20 protein-coding genes, 3 tRNA genes and 1 other RNA gene are annotated in these 23,496 nt (G+C 30.2%); 11 read left to right on the forward strand and 13 right to left on the reverse strand.

The window, feature by feature from the left end; genetic code table 4:
• Positions 1-31 precede the first annotated feature (31 nt).
• The 4 genes from H9M94_RS01880 to H9M94_RS01895 all read left to right on the forward strand — a co-directional run bounded on the left by H9M94_RS01880 (position 32) and on the right by H9M94_RS01895 (position 4,554).
• The gene (locus tag H9M94_RS01880) at positions 32-310 is read left to right on the forward strand and encodes a hypothetical protein (RefSeq protein ID WP_255483436.1); all 279 of its coding nucleotides are present in this window, start codon (positions 32-34) and stop codon (positions 308-310) included.
• Between the two features lie 11 nt (positions 311-321).
• On the forward strand, positions 322-1,191 hold the full coding sequence (fba, locus tag H9M94_RS01885; RefSeq protein ID WP_187469287.1) for a class II fructose-1,6-bisphosphate aldolase: 870 nt from the start codon (positions 322-324) through the stop codon (positions 1,189-1,191).
• 102 nt (positions 1,192-1,293) lie between these two features.
• Positions 1,294-2,484, forward strand: a complete 1,191-nt coding sequence (locus H9M94_RS01890) for a thermonuclease family protein (protein ID WP_187469288.1) — start codon at positions 1,294-1,296, stop codon at positions 2,482-2,484.
• Between the two features lie 123 nt (positions 2,485-2,607).
• Complete coding sequence (locus tag H9M94_RS01895; protein WP_187469289.1) at positions 2,608-4,554, forward strand: DNA topoisomerase subunit B; 1,947 nt, start codon at positions 2,608-2,610, stop codon at positions 4,552-4,554.
• Positions 4,555-4,645: 91 nt separating this feature from the next.
• On the opposite strand, the gene H9M94_RS01900 is transcribed toward H9M94_RS01895, so the two are convergent.
• The 3 genes from H9M94_RS01900 to H9M94_RS01910 form a co-directional block, all read right to left on the reverse strand.
• Positions 4,646-5,476: a bifunctional 5,10-methylenetetrahydrofolate dehydrogenase/5,10-methenyltetrahydrofolate cyclohydrolase gene (locus H9M94_RS01900; protein ID WP_187469290.1), complete on the reverse strand. Its 831-nt coding sequence runs from the start codon at positions 5,474-5,476 to the stop codon at positions 4,646-4,648.
• Positions 5,464-7,950 carry a valine--tRNA ligase gene (locus H9M94_RS01905; protein ID WP_187469291.1) on the reverse strand — a complete coding sequence of 829 codons (2,487 nt, stop codon included), beginning with the start codon at positions 7,948-7,950 and terminating at the stop codon, positions 5,464-5,466. Before H9M94_RS01905 ends, H9M94_RS01900 begins: the two co-directional genes overlap by 13 nt.
• A gap of 225 nt (positions 7,951-8,175) precedes the next feature.
• Positions 8,176-9,057 (reverse strand): hypothetical protein, encoded by an 882-nt coding sequence (locus H9M94_RS01910; protein WP_187469292.1) that lies wholly within the window; start codon positions 9,055-9,057, stop codon positions 8,176-8,178.
• A 1-nt stretch (position 9,058) separates the two neighbouring features.
• Between H9M94_RS01910 and H9M94_RS01915 the strand changes: the two genes are divergently transcribed.
• The 5 genes from H9M94_RS01915 to H9M94_RS01935 all read left to right on the forward strand — a co-directional run bounded on the left by H9M94_RS01915 (position 9,059) and on the right by H9M94_RS01935 (position 10,773).
• Entirely contained in the window at positions 9,059-9,226 is a 168-nt protein-coding gene (locus H9M94_RS01915) for a hypothetical protein (protein ID WP_187469293.1), read from the forward strand.
• A gap of 192 nt (positions 9,227-9,418) precedes the next feature.
• The gene (locus tag H9M94_RS01920) at positions 9,419-9,565 is read left to right on the forward strand and encodes a hypothetical protein (protein WP_187469294.1); all 147 of its coding nucleotides are present in this window, start codon (positions 9,419-9,421) and stop codon (positions 9,563-9,565) included.
• A 312-nt stretch (positions 9,566-9,877) separates the two neighbouring features.
• On the forward strand, positions 9,878-10,315 hold the full coding sequence (smpB, locus tag H9M94_RS01925; protein ID WP_187469295.1) for an SsrA-binding protein: 438 nt from the start codon (positions 9,878-9,880) through the stop codon (positions 10,313-10,315).
• Positions 10,315-10,696, forward strand: a transfer-messenger RNA (tmRNA) gene (ssrA, locus tag H9M94_RS01930). Before smpB ends, ssrA begins: the two co-directional genes overlap by 1 nt.
• A 2-nt stretch (positions 10,697-10,698) precedes the next feature.
• A tRNA-Thr gene (locus tag H9M94_RS01935) sits at positions 10,699-10,773 on the forward strand.
• A 104-nt stretch (positions 10,774-10,877) separates the two neighbouring features.
• On the opposite strand, the gene H9M94_RS03615 is transcribed toward H9M94_RS01935, so the two are convergent.
• The 3 genes from H9M94_RS03615 to H9M94_RS01950 all read right to left on the reverse strand — a co-directional run bounded on the left by H9M94_RS03615 (position 10,878) and on the right by H9M94_RS01950 (position 14,036).
• Entirely contained in the window at positions 10,878-12,404 is a 1,527-nt protein-coding gene (locus H9M94_RS03615) for a YitT family protein (protein WP_255483437.1), read from the reverse strand.
• 179 nt (positions 12,405-12,583) lie between these two features.
• On the reverse strand, positions 12,584-13,900 hold the full coding sequence (locus H9M94_RS01945; protein WP_187469296.1) for an amidohydrolase: 1,317 nt from the start codon (positions 13,898-13,900) through the stop codon (positions 12,584-12,586).
• Positions 13,901-13,960: 60 nt separating this feature from the next.
• Positions 13,961-14,036 (reverse strand) — tRNA-Lys (locus H9M94_RS01950).
• A gap of 90 nt (positions 14,037-14,126) precedes the next feature.
• Between H9M94_RS01950 and gltX the strand changes: the two genes are divergently transcribed.
• A complete protein-coding gene (gene gltX, locus H9M94_RS01955) occupies positions 14,127-15,542 on the forward strand; it encodes a glutamate--tRNA ligase (protein WP_187469297.1) in 1,416 nt (471 codons plus the stop codon).
• Positions 15,532-15,951: a hypothetical protein gene (locus H9M94_RS01960; protein ID WP_187469298.1), complete on the forward strand. Its 420-nt coding sequence runs from the start codon at positions 15,532-15,534 to the stop codon at positions 15,949-15,951. Before gltX ends, H9M94_RS01960 begins: the two co-directional genes overlap by 11 nt.
• Positions 15,952-16,263: 312 nt before the next feature.
• Here the strand turns inward: H9M94_RS01960 and H9M94_RS01965 are convergent.
• From H9M94_RS01965 to secA, 7 genes are all read right to left on the reverse strand, one after another.
• Positions 16,264-16,340, reverse strand: a tRNA-Ile gene (locus H9M94_RS01965).
• Between the two features lie 60 nt (positions 16,341-16,400).
• A complete protein-coding gene (gene rpsI, locus H9M94_RS01970) occupies positions 16,401-16,793 on the reverse strand; it encodes a 30S ribosomal protein S9 (RefSeq protein WP_187469299.1) in 393 nt (130 codons plus the stop codon).
• A gap of 2 nt (positions 16,794-16,795) precedes the next feature.
• Complete coding sequence (rplM, locus tag H9M94_RS01975; RefSeq protein WP_187469300.1) at positions 16,796-17,230, reverse strand: 50S ribosomal protein L13; 435 nt, start codon at positions 17,228-17,230, stop codon at positions 16,796-16,798.
• A 162-nt stretch (positions 17,231-17,392) separates the two neighbouring features.
• Positions 17,393-18,073, reverse strand: coding sequence for a 16S rRNA (uracil(1498)-N(3))-methyltransferase (locus tag H9M94_RS01980; protein WP_187469301.1), 681 nt, complete (start codon positions 18,071-18,073; stop codon positions 17,393-17,395).
• Complete coding sequence (locus H9M94_RS01985) at positions 18,073-19,698, reverse strand: ABC-F family ATP-binding cassette domain-containing protein (protein WP_187469302.1); 1,626 nt, start codon at positions 19,696-19,698, stop codon at positions 18,073-18,075. Before H9M94_RS01985 ends, H9M94_RS01980 begins: the two co-directional genes overlap by 1 nt.
• Before the next feature lie 220 nt (positions 19,699-19,918).
• Positions 19,919-20,572 (reverse strand): hypothetical protein, encoded by a 654-nt coding sequence (locus tag H9M94_RS01990; RefSeq protein ID WP_187469303.1) that lies wholly within the window; start codon positions 20,570-20,572, stop codon positions 19,919-19,921.
• A gap of 35 nt (positions 20,573-20,607) precedes the next feature.
• Positions 20,608-23,406: a preprotein translocase subunit SecA gene (gene secA, locus H9M94_RS01995; RefSeq protein ID WP_187469304.1), complete on the reverse strand. Its 2,799-nt coding sequence runs from the start codon at positions 23,404-23,406 to the stop codon at positions 20,608-20,610.
• Positions 23,407-23,496: the final 90 nt, after the last annotated feature.

A 23,496-nucleotide genomic window follows, 5' to 3' on the forward strand; every position in this document is an offset into this window, starting at 1 on the left:
TAATTTAGAAAAGAAATAATAGGAGATTATCATGACAGATACAAACAAAAAAATAACAACAAAAACAATGCTTGATATTGCAATTGCAACAGTTTCACAAGACCCTTCAAAAGAATATTCATTCTACGATATCTTTGACAAAGTTGAAGAAGAATTAAAAGATTCATGAGTAGAAAAATTTGTTACACCAACAACTACATATGACAAAATTCGTGAAACAAAAATGGGTGAATTACACCGTCTTTTAACAGTAGATAAAAGATTCGAATGAGTACCTGCTCAAAACAAATGAGTTGCTAGAAATATCTAATAGGAGGCATTATGGCTTTAGTAAATGCAAAAGACATGCTCAAAAGAGCACGTAAAAACAAATATGCTGTGCCTCACTTTAATATCAATAACTTAGAATGAGCAAAAGCAATTTTATTAACATGTGAAGAAATGAACTCTCCTGTTATTTTAGGAGTTAGTGAAGGTGCATTAAAATACATGGGTGGTTTTAACACTGTGTCAGGAATGATTTTAGGTCTATTAAAAGATTTAAAAATTAAAATTCCAGTTGCGCTTCACTTAGACCATGGAACTTATGATGGATGTGTAGAAGCTATTAAATCAGAAGGTTTCACATCAATTATGTTTGATGGATCATCATTACCATTTGAAGAAAATTATGAATTAACAAATCAACTTGTTCACTTAACAAAACAAAAAAATATGTCAATTGAAGCAGAAGTTGGATCAATTGGCGGTGAAGAGGATGGAGTGATTGGTGCTGGCGAAATTGCTGATGTTAAACAATCACGTAAAATGGCTAAATTAGGTATTACAGTTCTTGCTGCTGGTATCGGAAATATCCATGGCCCATATCCTAAAAATTGACAAGGACTTAATTTTGATGCACTAAGTGAACTTTCACAAAATACAGGTTTAGGAATTGTATTACATGGTGGTAGTGGTATTCCTAAAGAACAAATTCAAAAAGCTATTTCAATGGGAGTTACAAAAATTAATGTTAATACTGAATTGCAACAAGCTAACCATAAAGCAATTAGAGAATTCATTATTGATGGAAATGACTTAAAAGGTAAAAATTATGATCCACGTAAACTATACAAACCTGGTTTCGAGGCAATGTGCCAAGTGGTAAAAGAAAAAATTATTGAATTCGGTTCAAACGATAGAGCACAATAAAATTAACTAAATAATATGGAAGGAATATGGAAAATTCCTTCTTTTTTGTTCATTATTTGTAAAACTAAGCAATATATTTACAATATAGATATAAGGAGTTTAATGAAATTAAAATGATTTAGTCGAATAATGATTGGTTCCTTAGCAACACTCTCACAAGTGGCGCTAATCACATCGTGCAAAACAAACAATTCAGTTATTGCAGAAAATGACAATCCAACAAAAACTGAAACACCAGATAAAACAAATGATAACCCAATAAAAGAATATAAAAATGAGTTGAATAATATTATTCTACAAAACAAAGAAAATGATTTATTAAATGATTTATTGCAAACAAAAATCAGAGATATCGAACTAATAGAAGAAAACCAAAACAACAATGATATAGATTTAAAAGTTTTAGAAAATAAAGATACATTCATTCAGAATGTAAATTTAATATTAAATAAAACTGATAATAAACTACAAAAAATCCAAAATGAATTCTCAGAACTAAATATTGATTATTCAGCTATTAATAAGATGAATAATTACTTGATCTCAAAAAATCAAGATCTTGCTGAAAATCAATTTATAACATTTAAGAATAACGTTTTATCAAAAGCACTTGACGAACTCGGAAATTACTTGGATATAACAAAAAACGGTAATTTAAGTTTTATTAGCAAACAAAGAGAAATAGTAACAAAATGAAGAAATTTCATTCGAGATAATTTACCACAAGGTTATGCATTGGTTAATAGAATTGCAGACGGTGATACTATTTATGGTCCTTTCTATAATAATCCTTCTAATGGTGTAAAATTTGGATCAAAATTATTGATCTCGATTGTTGAAGATGATTCAGGAGAAACAAGAGAAAAATCAACCGGAGTGCGTTTCAGAGGCGTTGACACACCTGAAACGCTTAAAAATAATCCTGAAAAAGATAGACATTTAGCAAAATACGAAGCAGAATGAGGAGAAAAAGCTAAAATTTACTTTACAGAATTAATTAGAAAAAATGCCGGTTTAATTTACTTATACAAAAGCACTGAAGATCATTATGGTCGTTGAATAGCATTATTTTTCACTAATCAAGATATGAATAATGAAACAGAACTTTCTGTACAAATGGTTAGAGATGGTTATGCACGTGTTGCATATATAAGTAATTCAGGTAAATTTAAAGCTAAAGGTGAAATCGAAAAAGCTTTTTATAAAACAATTTTAGAAGCACAAACATATGCAAGAGAAAATCATTTAGGTTTTTGAAACATTGGACTTAAAGAAGTTTTCGGAAAATCTTAATAAAAAACTCTTTTCACTATGAGATAGAGTTAAAAAACACACCCCTTGAGTGTGTTTTTTTCTAATAAAATTATATAATTTAATAAATATAAATATTTATTAAATATTTTAAAAAGGAGTAATATGCCAACTGATAAAAATCAAACATATAATGCGAGTAATATTCAGTTCTTAGAAGGACTTGAACACGTTCGTAAAAGACCAGGTATGTACATTGGGTCAACATCTAAAACAGGACTTCACCACTTAGTGTGAGAGATTGTTGATAACTCTGTTGATGAATGTATGGCAGGTTTCGCATCTAGAATTGATATAACAATAACACCTGATAACTCAATTATTGTTGAAGATAACGGTCGTGGTATCCCTGTTGATACACATGAAAGATTTAAAATTAGTGCACTTGAAGTTGTTTTAACAAAGCTTAATGCCGGTGGTAAATTTGAATCAAATGCCTACAAAGTAAGTGGTGGGCTTCACGGGGTTGGAGCTAGTGTTGTTAATGCGTTATCAGATTCGTTTAAAGCATGAGTTAAGCGTAATGGAAAAGTTCACTATGCTGAATTTGCAAATGGTGGAAAAACAATTCAATCAACACACGTAATTGGTGAATGTGCACTTGAAGAAACTGGTACAAAAATTCAATTCCATCCTGATTACCTTGTAATGGAAAAACTTCCATTTGACAAAGAATTAATAATTGACCATGCAAAACAAATAGCACACTTAAACAAAGGTTTATATGTCTCTGTTACTGATTTAAGAGATAATACAACAGTTGATTTCCAATACGACAATGGTATTATTGATTATGTACATGAATTAAATGAAGGTTATAAACCGGTTACAGATGTTATTTATGCTGAAGGTGAATATTCTACAAAAAACCAAAAAGATGAAGAAGTAGTCATTGGTGTTGAAGTTGCTTTACAATATCTTTCAGACTTATATCGTGGAAACATTATTTCATATACAAACAATATTTCAACACATGAAGGTGGATCACACGTATCAGGTTTCTATGATGCTTTAATGCGTCTTGTAAACAACTATGCAATAGAAAAAGGTGTAATCAAATCTGATAGTGAAAAATTCACTCGTGACGACTTAATCGAAGGTGTTACTGCTGTTATTTCAATTAAACACCCTGATCCTGAATTCGAAGGACAAACAAAAGGTAAATTAGGTTCAAAAGATGCTCGTCAAGCAGTTAATAAAGTTTTAAGTCCTATTTATGAACGTTTCTTAAATGAAAACCCAGAAGTTGCTAAAAAAGTACTTGATATTGCTGTAACTGCAAGAAAAGGGCGTTTAGCTTCAAATGCAGCACGTGAAAATGCTCGTAGAAAAAATGTATTTGAATCAGGTGGTTTACCAGGAAAATTATCAGATTGTACATCTAAAAACGCTGAAATCTCAGAACTTTACATAGTCGAAGGGAACTCGGCTGGTGGATCGGCTAAAATGGGTAGAGATAGAAAAACTCAAGCAATCTTACCATTACGTGGAAAAATCATTAATGTTGAAAAATCACGTCAAGAAAAAGTTTTAGCTAATGAAGAAATTCTTTCATTAATTACTGCTCTTGGAACAGGTTTAGGTGATAACTTCAATATTAACAAATTAAGATATCACAAAATTGTCATTATGACTGATGCCGATGTCGATGGTGCTCACATTAGAACATTACTCCTTACATTCTTCTATAGATACTTTAAGTCATTAATTGAAAACGGATTTATCTATATTGCTCAACCACCTCTTTACAAAATCCAACAAGGTAAGATAGTTGAATATGCTTACAACGATGAGCAAAAAGATGAAATTATGGCAAAATTAAATCCAGCTAATAAAATTACTATTCAACGTTACAAAGGACTTGGGGAAATGGATCCAGAGCAACTTTGAGAGACAACAATGGACCCTGAAAAACGTAAAATGTTACAAGTACAAGTTGAAGATGCATATCGTGCAGATTTAATCTTTGAAACATTAATGGGTGAAAGAGTTGAACCAAGACGTGAGTTTATTCAAACACACGCTAAATATGTTAAAAACATTGATTTATAATAAATAATTAGATGATCAAGAGGCACAAGTTATTTAACTTGTGTTTTATTTTGCGACTTGAATTAAGGCAAATAAAAAATAGTCTCAAGGACTATTTAAGTATATCAATTAAGTTTTTCATAAGTGCCATAACAGTCATTGGACCAACACCACCAGGCACTGGTGTGATAGCAGATACTTTGTCTTTTACATCTTCAAAGTCTACATCACCACATAATTCTTTTGTTAATTGGTTGTCTAAGTTTGTACCAACGTCGATAACAATTGCATCTTTTTTAAGATTATGTGCTTTTACGAATTTTGCAACACCGATAGCCACAATAACAATATCACCTGTTTCAACACCTTTGATACCAGTGTCTTCATTGTATGTTGCAACTGTTGCGCCTTGACGTTTAATAATGTGAGCTAATGGTTTTCCAACTACATGTGAACGACCAACAACACAAACTTTTTTATTTTTAACATCAATATTGTAATGTTTCATTAATTCTAAAACACCTCTTGCTGTTGCAGGAACAAAGTGTTTATCTTTAGAATCATTGTAAAGTCTGAATTCGTTTTTTGTTGATAAACCATCAATATCTTTATTATATGGTACTGCATCTAAAATAACTTGTGTAGGTAAATGTTTAGGTAATGGCAATTGAATGATAATACCATCATTTTTATCGTTAATACGATCCATTTTCTTCAATAATTTATCTTGTTCAATATTTTCATCAAATTTATATAATGTTGCTTCAATTCCTAAATCTTCAGCAACTGCGATTTTACGAGCAACATATTTATTTGAAGCTTCATTGTCTCCTACTTGGACAATAGCAAGACGAATTTTACGATCTAAATCAAAGCTTTCTAATTCTTGTTTTAATTTTGCTAATTCGCTTTTAGCAAGTTCTTTTCCACTTAATATTTGCATTTTAATTCCTCCAAGTATTGTTGTAATTCTTCCTTATACTTTTCTAACTTATCTTGTTCTGCTTTTACTTTGTCAGCAGGCGCTTTGGCAACGAAATTAGGATTTTGAAGTATTTGAGAAGCTCTTTTAATTTCAAATTCAACCTTAGCAATTTTTTGTATTAATAATTGTTTATTAGTTTCTTTTGTTTCAGCAGATTGTTCAATGTATAAATTGTTTTCTGATAAAGCAACTAAGTAATCGTTGTTATCTTTGTATTCTGCATTTGTCATTTTGTTAATTGTTTCAATTGCTACTGCAGGAACCTTATTTTCTAAACTATAGCATAGTGATTCTTTCTTAGAAATCTTATTCTCTTCACGATATTTTCTTAACTCAGATACAACTTCTGTGATTAAGTCAATATATTTAACATTGTAATCATCATTAAATTTAGGTCATTCTTGTTCTAATAGTTCTTGTCCAAAAACATCTGTGTATATTCTATCTGTAATAAATGGCATAAATGGATGTAATACCACTAATGTTTTAGCAAGCACATCAAGTGCTGCTTGTTTAGAATATGCACTCTTTAAAAACTCAATATATCAACCACTTAAATCATCAAATAAGTAGTGGTAAATATCATTGGCAACAACGGTAAACTCATAAGTTTCCATCATTTGGTTAATTCTTTCACTAAGTTTACTTAACTTATCTAAAATTCATTTATCAGCATCTGTTTGCTCGATATCATTGTTTGGTAAATCGTTGATGTATTTTGCAACGTTTCAAAGTTTATTATTAACTCTTCATGCAGCTTCAACTTTTTCAGTTGAGAAACGAATATCTAATCCAGGTGTTGTATTTGTGATTAAGAATCATCTTAAAGCATCAGAACCATATTCATCAATTAAATCCATTGGATCAACACCATTGTTAAGTGATTTAGACATTTTACGGCCTTGTGCATCACGAATAAGTCCATGAAGCAGCACATTATCAAATGGTTTTTTGTCCATGAATTCTAAACCGAAGAAATACATACGAGCTACTCAGAAAAAGATAATGTCATAACCAGTTACTAATAAACTAGTCGGATAATAACGATCTAATTTAGCATCATTTTCAGGTCAACCAAGGAAACTGAATGGAGCTAAACCAGATGAAAATCATGTATCAAGTACATCGGGATCTTGTGTTCATCCTTCTCCAGGTGATTCTACTTGAACTTTAACATTGCCTTGTTCATCATATCATGCAGGAATTTGATGACCCCATCATAATTGACGCGAAATTGTTCAGTCATGAACATTTTCCATTCATTGGCGCATTGTTAATTCGAATCTTTTAGGTAAGAAACCAACTCCATGACCTGAGTCTAAATCGTTTAAAATTAAATCTCTAAAATGATCCATTTTAACAAATCATTGTGGTAAGACCAATACTTCTACCGATGTTTTTGAACGATCTGAAATACCAACATTTGAGTTTACTTCTTCAACTTTTTCTAAATAATTGTTTTCTACAAGATATTGCGCAATTGCTTCTCTTGCTTCAAAACGTTCTAATTTATCAAATTGTGAATCAGGAGCATTAATAAATCCTTTTTTATCGATTGTTTCAATTATTTCTAAACCAATCTTTTTAATAATGTCAATATCAACTTCAGCATGAGCTGAAAGTTTCATTAAACCAGTACCAAATGCGGGATCAACATATTCATCTGCAATAATCGGTAATTCTTTCTTAGTAACTGGGTGAATTACAGATTTTCCAAGTAATGATTGATAACGTTCGTCATTTGGATTGAACACTACGGCAACGTCAGATAATAATGTCTCTGTTCTAACTGTTGCAATAACTAAATCTTGATCTGTATCTTTAACACGGTATTTAATGTAGTACATTTTTTGTTGTGTTGGTTCATTGTTTACTTCAATGTTAGAAAGCGCTGTTTGTAACTTAACGTCTCAATTAATTGCTCTAACACCTTTGTAGATTAAGCCTTTATTGTAAAGATCAATGAAAACCTTGTTAACAGCATCATTAGCTTTCTGATCTAAAGTGAAACGTTCATTTTGATAATCAAGTGCTAATCCAACTGCTGCTCATTGTTTTCTAAATAATTCAGCATATTCTTTCTTTCAATCTCAAACACGCTCAATAAATTTCTCTCTACCTAAATCAAGACGAGTTAATCCTTCATTTTTGTAAAGTACATCTTCAACTTTAGATTGTGTCGCAATTCCGGCATGATCCATCCCTGGTAATCATAAAACATCATAACCAGTTAGTTTTTTGTGTCTAATGATTGTGTCAGCAATAAATACATCAAGAGCATGACCAAGGTGTAATTTTCCAGTCACATTCGGTGGGGGTAAAATAACAGTAAATGGTCTTTTTGCTTCATCGTGTGTTTGGAAATATTTCTTATCTTGTCATTTCTTTTCTATGCCTTTTACAACATCTTTGTGATTGTAAATTTTCTCCATAATTACTCCTGAAAATATAAGGTTTAATATTACATATTAAGTTATCATAATTATACCACTTTTGCTTGTGTTTTATTGGCTTATATTAAGGTTGCAAAGCAAAAACTAAAAACACTTGGACATAGTTATAAACAATCAAAACCGCAATAATAAAAGGCAAACAATTCACATCATTTGCCTAAACAAAAAACATTAAATCAATTTGCGATTAATTGGTTTTATTCTTTAATTGTTTTTTATAGCCTTTTTCAATTCAATTAATAATTCGTTTGATACTTCACCAGGTGTTTTAACATTATATATTCACACTATTTTCTTCGAGATTTTTTTAGCTATTTTGTATCATTCTTCATTTTGATTATATTTGTTATAAAACTTTTCGTATAAATCAATGTGTTGATTTTCAAGTGAACGTCTTTGATCACCGTTTTTTGCTGAATTAATTCTTCTTTCTCTTATTTTTGCGTAATTATCTACAGTAAAAATAATTAATAAATCCAACTTTGGTTTGGTTAATAAAAACCACTTATTTCAAAACTTTAATCTCTTTCATAATTTAATTTCTTTTGAATCTGTGATTGCTTTTTCTTCAATTAAAACGTCACCATATAAGAAACTATCGACCATGTGTCGATCTAAAATAACATTTTTGCCAACATACTTATCTAAAACTTCCATATCATTGATAAATTTGGCTTGATTTGTGAAAAACATTTTTTGAGACTCAATGAAAGGTAATTCTCCTTTCAAACTTTTAATGTAGTTGTTTTCGCCTTCGATATAGTCTCTTTCATCAATTAATTCAAAATTATTGTTTTTTATAAATTCTTGAAGCTGGGTCTTTTTTAAAATTGTTGTTTTACCAACACAACCCGGCCCTGTAATTGCGATATGTACGTTTTTATTAGTGATTTTAATTACAAAAATATACATTGAAAGTAATAAGAAACAAATATTGATTATTACAACACTTCAATTTATTACACCTAAACTAGAGAAGAAAATGATTGATAATATGTTTTTGAATTGTCACATAATTCATGATTCAGTAAAACCTAAAATCATCATTAATGCGCAAATAACAAGTAGAACATCTATTGAAATCACTATGATCTTTCCTCATGTTTTATTCACAAAATCTGAACCAAAAGTTGCTGTAGATCCAATGTTTGATAAATATATATCTGTTATTTTAGGAATTGCAAATCAGAATATTGCAAATAATATTCCAAATAAAATGACAATAAATACTCAAACAATTCAATTAGTTCTATAAACTTTTATCTTATTTTTGTATTTTTCTTTTATTCACAAGAATATGAATAATAAAATGTAAATAATGTACAAAATAAAGTCACCTAGCAAGTTTATTGACAATACATATGCACCAAAAAATCCAGCATTAAGTATTGCTAATAAAAATGCTCAATGAATCCTTTTATAAAATCAATATGTTCCTAAAAAACCTGTGATAGCAGATATCCCTACACATATTGCTAATATTTTGGATGTTAAACTCATTGTCTCTGTTCAAATGAAACTAGATGTATTTAATGAAAAGAATGTAAAAAATGTTGTAATCAATGATAATGTAATTACCAATGAAATATCATAAAATCTTCTTTTATTCACTGTGTCCTTTCTATAATAAATTAATAAATATAAGTAAATAGTTAAAAATTTTAAACCTATGTCTTAGGTATATTTGACAATATGGTTTTAAAAAATAAGGCAATAATATTTGATTAAGAAATCAAAAAATATAAAAAACATTATCATATCATTATAACACCTAGTCAAACATCATAGAAACAACTGAAACAAAAAGTGAAATTTAATGAAAAATATTTCACATTTTTTCATAAATCAAACATCTATTATAAAAATGATCAATCTAATTTAAAAGTAAATATAGTACAATATGTATATGAAAATTATTACTAGTAATAAAGTTGCTCATAGAGATTATGAAATCATAGATAAATATGAAGCAGGTATTTCTCTTATGGGTTGAGAAGTTAAGACAGCAAGAAACAACTCAGTTGATTTATCAAATGCTTACTGCTCAATTTATAAAGATGAAATTTATTTGAAAGAAGCGTATTTTAAACAATATATGCAAGTAAAATGCGATGAAACAAGAGATCGTAAATTACTTATGCATAAGTCTGAAATTAGAAAACTTCAATTCAAATCACAATCTCAGGGATTAACAATTATTCCATTAAAACTTTATTTTACAAATAGTTCTCATATCAAACTTGAATTAGCACTAGCTAAAGGTTTAAAAAAATACGATAAACGTGACAAAATAGCTAAAGAAGAAACTAATCGTCGCATAGCTAAGACATTAAAATTCTACTAGGGGATATAATGGTTTCGACACATTCTTGGTTATTGGCATTGCAGTAGTGTGGCAGACTATAATTGCTACTAGGCTTTTCTAAATGGAAAAGAAGAAAAACAAGTTTCAAACTACAACATGTTTGCAAACAGAAACTTTTTCGCATTCGCTTAATATATAGAAGCATGCAGCATTCTTTAAACTTGCCTTAGGTTTCTAGAGTGTAGTCTTATAAGGATGGTTATTGATTTGACGAGTCAATGATGAAATTTAGTCAAGTTTGTCTGATAACTTTTTGTTTGTTTCAGTATCTTATGAGCTTTATTTAAAAACAAAATAAACTGTAGACGTGTCAATGTTCTAAGTGTGTGGACAGGGGTTCGACTCCCCTTATCTCCACCAATGCCGCTTTAGTTTTAGTGGTAAAACAGTTGACTCGTAACCAACCATCATGAGTTCGATTCTCATAAGCGGCACCAAATCGTATATTTTAGTTCCATTCGGAACTTTTTTTATTAACTTTTAACCCTTGGACATAATAAAAAACTAGATATTGCTACCTAGTTTTACTATTTATTAATTATTAGAATTTATCTTGTGGTAGATATACATTTCCATCAACGCTTCTTACGTTTGAAACTGCGATAAAGGCATCTTGATCAATATCACGAACATCTTTAATAATACGTAATAATTGTCTGAATAATCCTATTGATGTAATTACATTTACATCTTCGCCTTTAAATCCACCTTTTGCTTGGAAAATTGTCATACCTTGAACAATTTTATTATCTGAATTAATTCTGTTTTGAATTTCGCTTGATTTTGCTGAGAAAATTTCAACACGAACAAGTTTAAATTTAGGGAATAATTTATCTAATACTGAGATATAGAATACGTTAGATAAAATTGTAGCAATGAAGTTTGGTGATAAGTATAATTCAAATCCATATGCATATTTATGAAGTGTATCAATAAGTTTTTGTCTTTCGCCAATAACTCCAGCTCATTCTACTTGTAATTTAGTTACATCTGCTGAACCAACAATTGGACTTACAACAGAATCATTGAAGAATGTTGCTGTGAATGTGTTGTTTGCAATATTTGCAGCAACATTATCTTTGTTAACTAAGTCGTTTAAGTGTTTAATTACAGTTTCATCTTCGATATTAAAGTGTTTTATAAATAATTCAACATTTCATGTACCAATCATTGTGGCTTCATAAGCATCTTTTTGTGCTGTATTAAGTAAGATTGAACCAGGTAATCACGATCCAATTAAAACAGCAATTAACACAATAATAATATTCATGTATCCTGAAATTGAACCAAATGATTTTTGTTTTTCATTAGCATATCATTCACCAATAACTCCAGTAACACCGGCTGTACCACCAATGATTTGGATAATAGCAAATACATAAGCTAAGAAAATACCATAAACACTAGCATATAGCATTAAAGCAATAATATTACCTGCATTACTTTGTGTTCATAATAATGGAACAAGACCACTTAATGGCTTATTAAAATTGCTAAGTGCTTCTTTAACTGTACTATTTGAGAAGTCTCCAATAATAAAGACATTATTTGCCCCTGGAATTAAACCAATTCCGAATGAAACAAATGATGAAACAACTAAAAATAAAATTGTTAAGTTTGTGAATACTTTTCCTACCCTTTTATAACCAAAGTAGAATATCGGAATACTTAAGATGATATATGCAATTCAGAAAATAAATTGCTCAATTAAGTTTCTCATACCTTCATCTACTTGATTTGGTCCTAATTCAACTACTGTAATTTTTGCAGCTGATTGACCGAAAGCAGCTAAACCAAAGTTATAAATACCAACGTTTTTAACGAAGAACACTGATACAACCCCGAAAACAACAGCTGTAAGTGAAGTAATTAAAATTAATTTCCATGTTGATAAATGTTGATAGAAATAATTAAGTTTTAAACCAACATTAGACATTTTTGTTCTTTTGTACACTGTGTTACGTTTTTTAATTTCAGCACAATGTTGATCAATGTCTTCGATAATTTCTTTGACTTCATCTAAAACAAGTTTGGAATCTTCAGTTTCACTTGTTTGTTTTTTAAACATATCGTTCCTTTCCTATATATAAAAAAATAAATTTAGTGCTTTGGCACTAATCTCTTTTTATATTTTACTACTTTTTAAGGGGTTTTTCATCATTTTTTCAAAAATGGAACGCAAAATTACCATAAATTGTGCAAAAATATGAAAAAAGAATATGTTAATAAACATACTCTTAATTTCTTTTATCTTGCAATTAAAGCACTGATTGCTTTTTCTGCTGCTGCTTGTGTTTTCTTTCCAAATGCTTTTCAAGTTTTTGAATAACGTAAAACTCCATTTGTGTAAGTTTGAAGCACATCTCTACCACTTGTTGAATATACTAATGAGTTAATAATATTATTTTTTGGTGAGTGGAAAATATTATTAATATCAACTACGATAAAGTCAGCAATGTAACCTACTTTAATTTTTCCAAGTTCATTAGATTTGTGTAATGCTTTCGCACCATTTACTGTAAGCATTTCAAGGATTTGATACGCTGGTAATACTGCTGCGTCTTTTTCGTTGTTTTTAGCAAGAATTGAAGCGTATTTCGCAGTTTCAAACATATCTAAACCATTATTTGATGCAGGTCCATCTGTTCCTAATGTAATGTTGATTCCTCATTTAACATATTTGTCAATTGGTGCAATACCAGAAGCAATTTTAAGGTTTGAAACTGGGTTATGTGCAATTGTAGAATTTGTTGCTTTAATGATTTCCAAGTCTTTGTCAGTGGTATGAACAACGTGAGCTAAAATTGTAGTATCTGTTAAAATTCCATAGTCATTTAATAATTGAATTGGTGTTTTACCATGTTTTTCTAAACAATTTCTTACTTCTGTTTCTGATTCATTGGCATGAACTGTTAGAAGTGTACCAAAATCATCATGTAATCTTTTGGCTAATTTTAATGACTCATCATCATTTGTATAAACTGCATGAGGTGAAGCAATAATATTTAATAATCCATCTAGTGTATTGTTGTATTTGTTAAATAAATATTTATTTTCTTTTTCTCTACGTGCAGTTTGACCGTCTCCAACTAAACCAGAACCGATGAATGCTCTAATACCTGTTTCTTTTACTGCTTTAACTGTGTTTTCTTGTAACATGTACATATCAACATATGATGTAGTTCCAGATGCAAGCATTTCTTCTTGTGCTAATTTTGAACCAATGTAGACATCACTATCAATAAGTTTATCTTCAAGTGGGAATATTTTTGTGTAAAGTCAACTTTCTAATTCTAAGTCATCAGCAAAGTTTCTAAAAATAGTCATAGCACCGTGGTTGTGGCAGTTAATTAAACCAGGCATAATTAAATTTCCTTGAATATCTTTTTCAATAATTTTATCAACTTGAACATTGAATGTTTTGAGTTTTTTTTCACTTATTGCAAGGAATTTTCCATCATAAACATAGACAAATTGATTGTGTAACACCTCTTCTTTTTCCATTGTTACAACTATTGCATTTTTAAGTATTAATAATTCATTTTTTGTTTGTGTACTTTTCATATATTTACTCCAATTCATAAATAAAGCGTGCATAGCACGCATGGTCATTTTTCAATGATTTGGTACATCGTACAGGGTTCGAACCTGCGACCCGCTGGTTAAGAGCCAGCTGCTCTACCGACTGAGCTAACGATGCATATATATTATAAAACTTTTTAATTAATGTAATCAATTAAAAATATATAATTAAATAAATTTAATTATAGAACAAAAAAAGAGGGTTATTATGAAAAAAAATAGAACACGTTATGCACCTAGCCCAACAGGTTATTTACATATTGGTGGTGCAAGAACAGCTTTATTTTGCTACTTATATGCAAAACACTTTAATGGTGACTTTGTATTTCGTTTAGAAGATACAGATGTTAAACGTAATGTGGAAGGTGGGGAAGCATCACAACTTGATAACTTAGCGTGATTAGGTATTATTCCAGATGAATCACCATCAAACCCAAACCCAGAATGCGGTAGATATCGTCAAAGCGAAAAACTTGATAGATATAATGAAGTTTTACAAATTTTACTTGAACAAGGTTTAGCATACAAAGCATATGACACAACAGAAGAACTTGATGCACAAAAAGCGGAAAGTGATGCTAAAGGAATTCCTAGCTTCAGATATGATCGTAATTGATTAAAAATCTCTGATGAAGAAAAAGCAATCAGAGATGCAAAAGGTGAATATTCATATCGTTTAGTGATGCCAAAAAACAAAGAATTAAAATGAGACGATATTGTACGTGGCGAAATCGTTTATAACTCAGATGAAATTGCCGATTGAGTTATCTTCAAGTCAGATGGTTACCCAACATATAACTTTGCTGTAGTAGTTGATGATCATGATATGTTTATTACTGACGTGCTTCGTGGTGAAGAACACATTGGTAATACACCAAAACAACTTGTAATTTATGATTACTTAGGATGAAAACCACCTCGTTTTGGTCACATGACAATTATTACAAATATGGAAGGTAAAAAACTTTCTAAACGTGATTTAACATTAAAACAATTTATTGAGGACTATAAAAATGAAGGTTACATTCCGGAAGCAATTTTTAACTTCTTAGCATTACTTGGTTGAACTGCAGCAGATGCATCTGAAATCATGACAAAAGATGAATTAATTGCAAAATTTGATCCGGCTCGTCTTTCAAAGAGTCCATCAAAATTTGACGTTTCAAAAATGAATTGATTCTCAAAACAATACCTTAAAAACATGGACAATGATGCATTAATTAAATTAATGAACTTATCAAATGATTTTGATAAAGAATGACTTAATTTATATGTAGAAACTTTCAAACAAAATGCAGTTACAATTACAGATCTTAAACAAAACTTAGAACAATACCTTAATCCTTCAAACGAAGAAATTGCATTATCAGATGAAGAAGGCAAAGTTGTGCAATGCTTTGCAAAACTTATTAAAGACGACTTAGATCAAAATATCTTTAGTATTGAATCAATCCAAAACAACATTAATGAAACACAACAAATCATGCAAGTTAAAGGTAAAAAATTATTTATGCCAATTCGTTTAGCAACAACATTAATCGAACATGGTCCAGAACTTGCTAAAGCTATTTATTTATTTGGTGCTGAGTTAATTGCAAAGAGATTAAATAAATATGAAAATTAAATTCCACTCTCACTTTACTCATTCACTTGAAGACAAAGAAGGACAAGTAATCGAATTCACTGCACCATTAGATTTAGAAATAAGTGAAAATGCTTATGTATTTGATTTTTATGAACCAAAAGAAAATCAAAGAAATAAGATTGAAGTTTTACTTAATAAAAATATTGTTTCAATCTTTAACAATACAGCAACAGTTAATTTACAACTTGAGAAATACAGTGATGTGTGAATTAACTTCTTAAATCCACAAACAAATAAAGTATCTGAATTATTTTTACAAAGTTTTTGTACAGAGTTTAATAAAAACATTGCTGACAATAACTTTAACTTTAAATATAAGTTATACAATGAAAATGATTTAGAAAATCCAATTGGATACTTCAACATTACATTAACATGATTTGAATAATATAATTTATCATTCACAGTTTGTGAATGATTTTTTTGTTAATTAATATAAAGTTAAAAACTAGCTAAATATGATTTGGAGTTTTGAATAAAAATATTTAATTGCAAACACTTAAAAAACCATGTTTTATTTCATTTCTAAGCAAGGTTTTATCTTTATTATAATTAATTATTTTGATGCGTTTTAAATGCTTGAATTACGCTTAAAATGATGTATCTGAATATTTATTTAAATGGACGTTTAATTCTTGTGCCAAGAGATAAAAAATAAATCAGAAATGAATTCTGATTTATTTTGGTCAAATTAATGATATGGTGCGAACGAATGGACTCGAACCATCGACCTCACGATTATCAGTCGTGTGCTCTAACCAGCTGAGCTACGCTCGCATATATGCACGAGTATTATAACATAAAATAAATAACTCGTACAAAAAATTATTAAATTTATTAACGTTTTGAGAATTGTCTTGCACGACGTGCTGCACGTAAACCTGGTTTTTTACGTTCTTTAGCACGAGCATCTCTTGTAAGCATTCCTGCTACTTTAAGAGCTGCACGGTAATCTTGACTAGCTTCTAATAAAGCACGAGCAATACCTAATCTAATAGCTCCGGCTTGTCCGCTAAGTCCCCCACCTTTTACATTTACACTAACATCGAATGTACCTAATGTTTCTGTTAAAACAAATGGTTGGTTTGCATCTTGTAAATAAATATCAGATGTTAAGTAATCACGAGCGTCACGGTTGTTGATAACAAATTTTCCTGTACCTGGTGCAAGTCTTACACGAGCTACTGAAGATTTTCTTCTACCTAAACCTGCGTATATAACTTTTTCCATAATTATTTAACCTCTAATCTTTCTGGATTTTGTGCTGCATGTTTGTGTTCTGGTCCAGCATAAACGAATAAATTACGACGTTGTCTGTTTCCTAATTTTGTGTGAGGAATCATACCACTTACTGCTTTTTCAATTAAAGCTGTTGGTCTTTTCACTCTTAATTTTGCAGCAGTGATGCTTTTAAGTCCACCTGGGTATCCTGAGTGTGAGTAGTAAATTTTATTTTCTTCTTTTTTAGCTGTTAAAACAACTTTTTCAGCGTTGATGATAATAACGTTATCACCCATATCTGCGTTTGGTGTAAATGTTGGTTTATTTTTTCCTCTTAAAACTGATGCTACTTGAGCTGCTAAACGACCTAAAACTTGTCCTTCAGCATCAATAACGTATCATTTTTTATCAGCTTGTTGAGTGTTTACAATAGTAGTTTGTCTCATGCTATCCTCCTACGTTAATAATGTATATATTGTATATTAATTTGATTTCAAATTTATTCGGTTCTATAAATTGCTTTTTAATTATATCACACAAAAATGTAATAAAACAGGAATTTTATTTTTTTATTCTGAGGATTTATCTAATTATTTTATAAATAATTATTAATTAATTTTAACCTGTGAAAGTAAGAAAATTCCAGCAGTTTCAGCTCTCAAAATTCTTGATCCTAGTGAAACTATTTTTACATCTTTCGAACTAGCTAATTCCACTTCTTCGCCACTGAAACCACCTTCAGGTCCAACAAAGAAAATAACATCTTGGTTGATTGGTTGTGGTAATGATGATGAGATATCAATCTTTTCATGTGCTAAATATTTTTCTTTAACATCTAAATCAATTGCTTGTTCAAAAGTCATTGGTTTTGATAATTCGGGAATTTTATTTCTAAATGATTGTTCTGCTGCATTTTGTAAGATTGTTTTAAAACGATCATATTTCTTTTCAAATTTATCCATTTTGAATAATGCATGATTTGTGTATTGAGTTTTTAATGGAATTATTTTTGTTGCACCCAATTCAACAGCTTTTTCTAATGCTCATTCAAAACGATCTAATTTAATAATACTTAATGCTAGAACAACTTCATGTTTTGGTTCATGATTTAATTCTAATTGTTTAATTATTTTGGCTTTATTGAATTCTAGAATACATTCATAAAATTCATTTTCATAGACGCATATGAATGGTTTTGTACCTATTCTGATAACGTCTAAATGTTTCAATGTTTCTTTTGAAAGTAAAAAGCAATCACCTTCTTTATCAAATACAAAGAAACGATTCATTATTTGTTCATATCCATCATAATGTCATCATACTCTTCAAGAGTACCACGGAATAAGAAACTTTTAGTTGGTGATTGAAGTTCTAAAATAACATCAGCACATTGATTAATAAATGCTCTGTTATATGTTGTAAAAATTGCTCCACCTTTGAAGTTTTTAACACCTTCAATAACTGAGTCAATGCTTTCTGCATCAAGGTGGTCTAATGGTTGGTCTAAGATAATAAAGTTAGATTCAAGTAACATCATTCTTGAGAACATTAATCTAGCTTTTTCACCCCCACTAGTTACTTTAACTTTTTTGAAAACTGAATCATTACTGAATAACATTCTTCCTAAGAAACCACGCATTCTAGCATCATCGTTTTCTCTATTTTCTTTTTCTTTGTTTTCTAATGGTCATTTTGAAATTCATTCTAAGATGTTTTCATCTGTTTCAAAGTATTTTGAGTTTTCATTAGGGAAGTATGAAGGAGTAATTGTTTGACCTCATTCCACTGTACCTGCAGTTGGAGTTGCGATACCAAGTAAACATTCTAAAAGTCTTGTTTTAGCGATGTCATCATCCCCAACAATAACCATTTTTTCACCCGGGTTTAATGAGAATGAAACGTTTTCAAATAATGTTTCACCTTTGTCATTTACATATGTTAATCCATCAACATTTAAAATTTGTTTCCCATGGTCACGGTTCATTTCTCAACGTACATATGGATATTTACGGTTTGATGGTTTAATTTCGTCAAGTGAGATTTTTTCAAGTGCTTTCTTTCTAGATGTTGCTTGTCTTGATTTTGATGCATTAGCACTGAAACGTGCGATGAATTCTTTAAGTTTTTCAATTTGAGCTTCTTTTTTAAGGTTTGATTGTTTCATCATTTCTCTTGCTAATTCTGAACTTTGTTTTCAGAATGAGTAGTTACCTGTGTAAATTTTTGCTTCATTGTAATCAATATCAACAATGTGTGTACAAATTGCATCTAAGAAATCACTATCGTGGCTAACTACAATAACAACGTTTGGATAATCAATTAAAAAGTTTTCAAGTCATTTAATACTTCTTAAATCTAAGTGGTTAGTAGGCTCATCCATAATTAAAATATCTGGGTTACCAAATAATGCTTTAGCTAATAAAACCTTGATTTTTTGGTTCGCAGTTAATTCACTCATTTTAGCATCTCATTTTTCTTTTGGGATGCTTAAATTACTTAATAACTCTTGTGCATCGTTTTCAGCAGTTCATCCACCTAACATACCGTATTTTTCTTCTAAGTCAGCTGCTCTTTCATAGTCTTTATCTGTTGCTTCAGGGTTCATATAAATTGCATCTTTTTCTTCTTTGATTTGGAATAAATCTGTATTACCCATAATTACAACTTCCGTTACATTGTAATCATCGTATGCACTATGATCCTGTGAAAGCACTGAGATACGTTTGTTTTTTTCAACAACAATTTGACCACTTGATGGTTCGATTTGACCAGCAATTATTTTTAAAAATGTAGATTTACCGGCTCCATTAGCACCGATAATTCCGTATGTATTTCCTTCTGTAAATCTTAAATTTACATTTTCAAATAATTTTTTATCACTAAAAATTTTACTTAAATTTTGCGCTTCAATCATGATACCTCTTTTCTTTTTGCTATTATATTTTAATTTATTAAAATTAAAAGCATTCAAATTATTTTATACTATTTGATTAAAAAAACCTTCTTACGAAGGCTGTTGACATTAAAGCTTACGCTCGATGTCGGCTCGATATGATTATAACACAATAATGATAAATAAAAATAAATAAACAAAAGCACCATAGTTGGTGCTTGTTATATATTAATTCAATGTACTATAATGAGTTTTTGATTTCTTCTAAGAAGCTAACGAATTTTTCAAATACTGGAACTAATGTATAGTCTCCTTCACATTTGCATTTTTCTTGACATTTACATACTGTTTCACATCCGCATGCCATTACTTCTTCTTGAACTGGTTCTTCAACCACTTCTTCAACAACTGGTGTAGTTAATAATTCTTTTTCTTCGTAAAGTTTAACTACGTCAGCTTCAATAGCATTGTGGTTTCCTTTACAATTTCCACCACAACGTGCTCCACCAATTGGTTCAAAAACTTTTTCTTCACGTGTTTCCATTGATAAGTATTCTGTTGTAGGTGCTTCCACAACTTCTTCTTGAACCGGTTCTTCAACCACTACTGTTTCTTCTACTAGAACTTCTTCTTGAACTGGTTCTTCAACCACTTCTTCTACAACTTCAACAGTTTCTTCTTTTGGACATACACACTCATCTTTACCGATGCAGCATTCTTGACCACAAGCAGGCATATCAATAGCAACTGTTTCTACCACTTCTTCTACAACTTCTTTTTTAGGTTCTGGAAGTGGTAATGTGTTAATAACTACGAATTCTTCGTATGTCATGTTTGTTTCTTTAACGTGTCTACAGTTTCTATAATTTCTTTTACATCTTAAACATTTTTTCATATTTTATTCTCCGTCTTTCATCATAATGATAATGATTAATTGTTGATTCTTACATCAATAAATTTTCTTGGTCTTTGAGGATGTCTCCGATTTGGATAAAGTGTATCTGATCTCAGAAATCTGTGTTGATTATCTTTTCCTAGTCGTTCTATCTTGTTTAAATTATAATATTTTTCACTATTTTTATTAATATCATTTACTACTTTTTTATTTTTTGTGCTTGCGATTTCTTCATTTTCTTCATTTTTGTCATTATTATTTGCACTTTCAGAACTTGTAGCATGTTCTGAATGGATTTCTTGGTTCATCTTGTCTTCTGTTTGTGTTTCGTTAGCTAATTCTTCTAAACGACGTTTAACTGAGTTATAAATTTCAACAATTTGTTTTTCTTGTTCTTCTAAACTCTTGTATGGATCAAGTGTTAAATTGTTGATAATTTGTTGGAAAACAACATCTGAACGCATTTCTTTTGTAATTAATGATTTAACACCAACTCTGTTAGAAAAGACTCTTAATAACACTCCATAAGCAATATCGTCTAACATTGCTTGGAATAATTTTGAACCTCTCTCAGTGTAAGCTTGGTAAGGGTTTTTTTGTGAATATTGAACTAAATTAATATTTGAACGTAGTTGATCCATTCTATTAATATGTCTTTGTCATTTTTCATCAAGTGTTTGAAGAATTGTGTCTCTTAATAATGAAATAACTTGACCTTCACCGGCATTTTCGAATGCATTACTTTCTCATTGTGCATACACTGTTAAAATGACGTTTGCAATATAGTCTGGTAAATCAGTTTCATGAACTTTAGATATTTCATCTAAATCAAAGTGGAATTTGATTAATGAACCTATGTTCTTGTTTAAAAAATCAACTAATGCTTCATAATTATATGATTTGTTATGTAAGTAATATTCACCACTACGAACAATTGTTCTAGCTGCAGAAGCAATCATACGTTGAACAATAAACACTATGTCTTGGCTATATAAGATTAAGTCTCTTTGTGAATAAATTAAATCACGCTGTTGACGAATAACGTCATCATAATTAAGAACTGATTTACGTGAATCATAGTTAAATCCTTCAATTTTCTTTTGTGCATTATTGAAGGCAAATCTTAATGATTTGTTTGTAATTTCTTTTCCGAGTGAATCACTATATGCTTCTTTAAAACTTTCATAGTTTGCGAATCTTTGCATTAATTGGTCGTCAATTGAAACATAGAATTTACTTGTTCCAACATCACCTTGACGACCTGAACGTCCACGTAACTGATTATCAATTCTACGTGATTCTGCTTTATCAGTTCCAAGAACATATAAACCACCCAATTGAATTCCCTCTTTTGAAGGTTTAATATCTGTTCCACGACCAGCCATATTTGTTGCAATTGTAACTGATTTAACTTCACCAGCATGAGAAATAATCTCTGCTTCAGAAGCATTTTGCTTAGCATTTAAAACTGTATGTGGAATTCCTTTTTCAAGCAACATTTTATGAACAATTTCAGAATCTTCAATTTGTGCTGTACCAACTAAAACTGGTTGTCCTTTTTTGTATAACTCTTGAATTTTTTCAACTACTGCTTTTCATTTATCATCTGCACTTGCAAAAATTGCATCTGGTTCATCAACACGAGCAATTGGTCTATTTGTTGGAACAACGTTTACACGCATGTTATAGATATCAATAAATTCTTGCTCTTCTGTTTTACCTGTACCAGTCATACCACAAAGCTTTTTAAACATTCTAAAGAAGTTTTGATATGTAATGGTAGCCAATGTTTTTGTTTCAGGTTCAACATCAACCATTTCTTTTGCTTGTAATGCTTGTTGTAAACCTTCTGAATAACTACGACCATCCATAATACGACCTGTGAATGAGTCAACAAGTTCAATTTTTCCTGATCTAACAATATACTCAACATCACAACGCATAATCTTATGTGCTCTTAAAGCATTTTGAACAAGGTGAATTGTTTCTGAATTTTCATAGTTATGGAAATTATTTGTACGGTAGAAAGCATTTGCTTTTTCAATTCCTGAGTGAGTTAATGCTACTGCTTTTGTTTCTTCGTCAATGATATAATCACCAGTACCAAGTGTTCTAACAAATTGATCTGCGGCAAAGTAAGATGAAACATCTTCAGCTTCCCCACCAGAAATAATAAGAGGTGTTTTAGCCTCGTCAATTAAAATCGAATCAACCTCATCGATTAAACAAAATTGTAATCCTCTTTGAACTTTTTCAGCACCATTAGAAACCATGTTATCACGTAAATAATCAAATCCTAATTCAGAGTGAACTGAATAAGTAATATCTGCTGCATATGCTGCTCTTTTAGCTGTTGGATTCATTTGTGCTTTATTGATACCAACTGTTAAACCAAGGAAATTAAATACTTCACCCATTTCAATAGCATCACGTTCTGAAAGATATTCGTTAACTGTTGAAACAATTGCTCCTTTTCCTAAAAGCGCATTTAAATAAACAGGCGCGATTGAGGTAATTGTTTTACCTTCACCAGTCTTCATTTCCGCAACTGAACCTAAATCAAGCAAGATACCACCTAAAATTTGAACATCATAGGGTCTTTTACCTAAAACTCTTTTTGTAGCTTCACGAGCAACAGCAAATGCATCATTTCTGATTTCATCTAGTGTATGCCCATCTGCAATTAATTTTCTAAAATAAACGGTTTGTGCTTTAAGTTCATCGTTTGTGAATTTTGATACGATTTTTTCTAATTGGTTGATTTTCTTTAAACTTTTTTCAGCAACACGCATTTCTGCGGTTTTGAAATCGAATAATTGACTAATACTTTTCATGTTTTAAATTATACCAATCTCACAAAATAATAAAAATACATTATAAATGTATAACTCGCTTTAGGGTTTCTCAGTTTTTTCAAGATTACA

The sequence above is a fragment of the Mycoplasma sp. Pen4 genome (genome assembly GCF_014352955.1).
Taxonomy (GTDB): Bacteria; Bacillota_I; Bacilli_A; order Mycoplasmatales; family Metamycoplasmataceae; genus Mycoplasmopsis.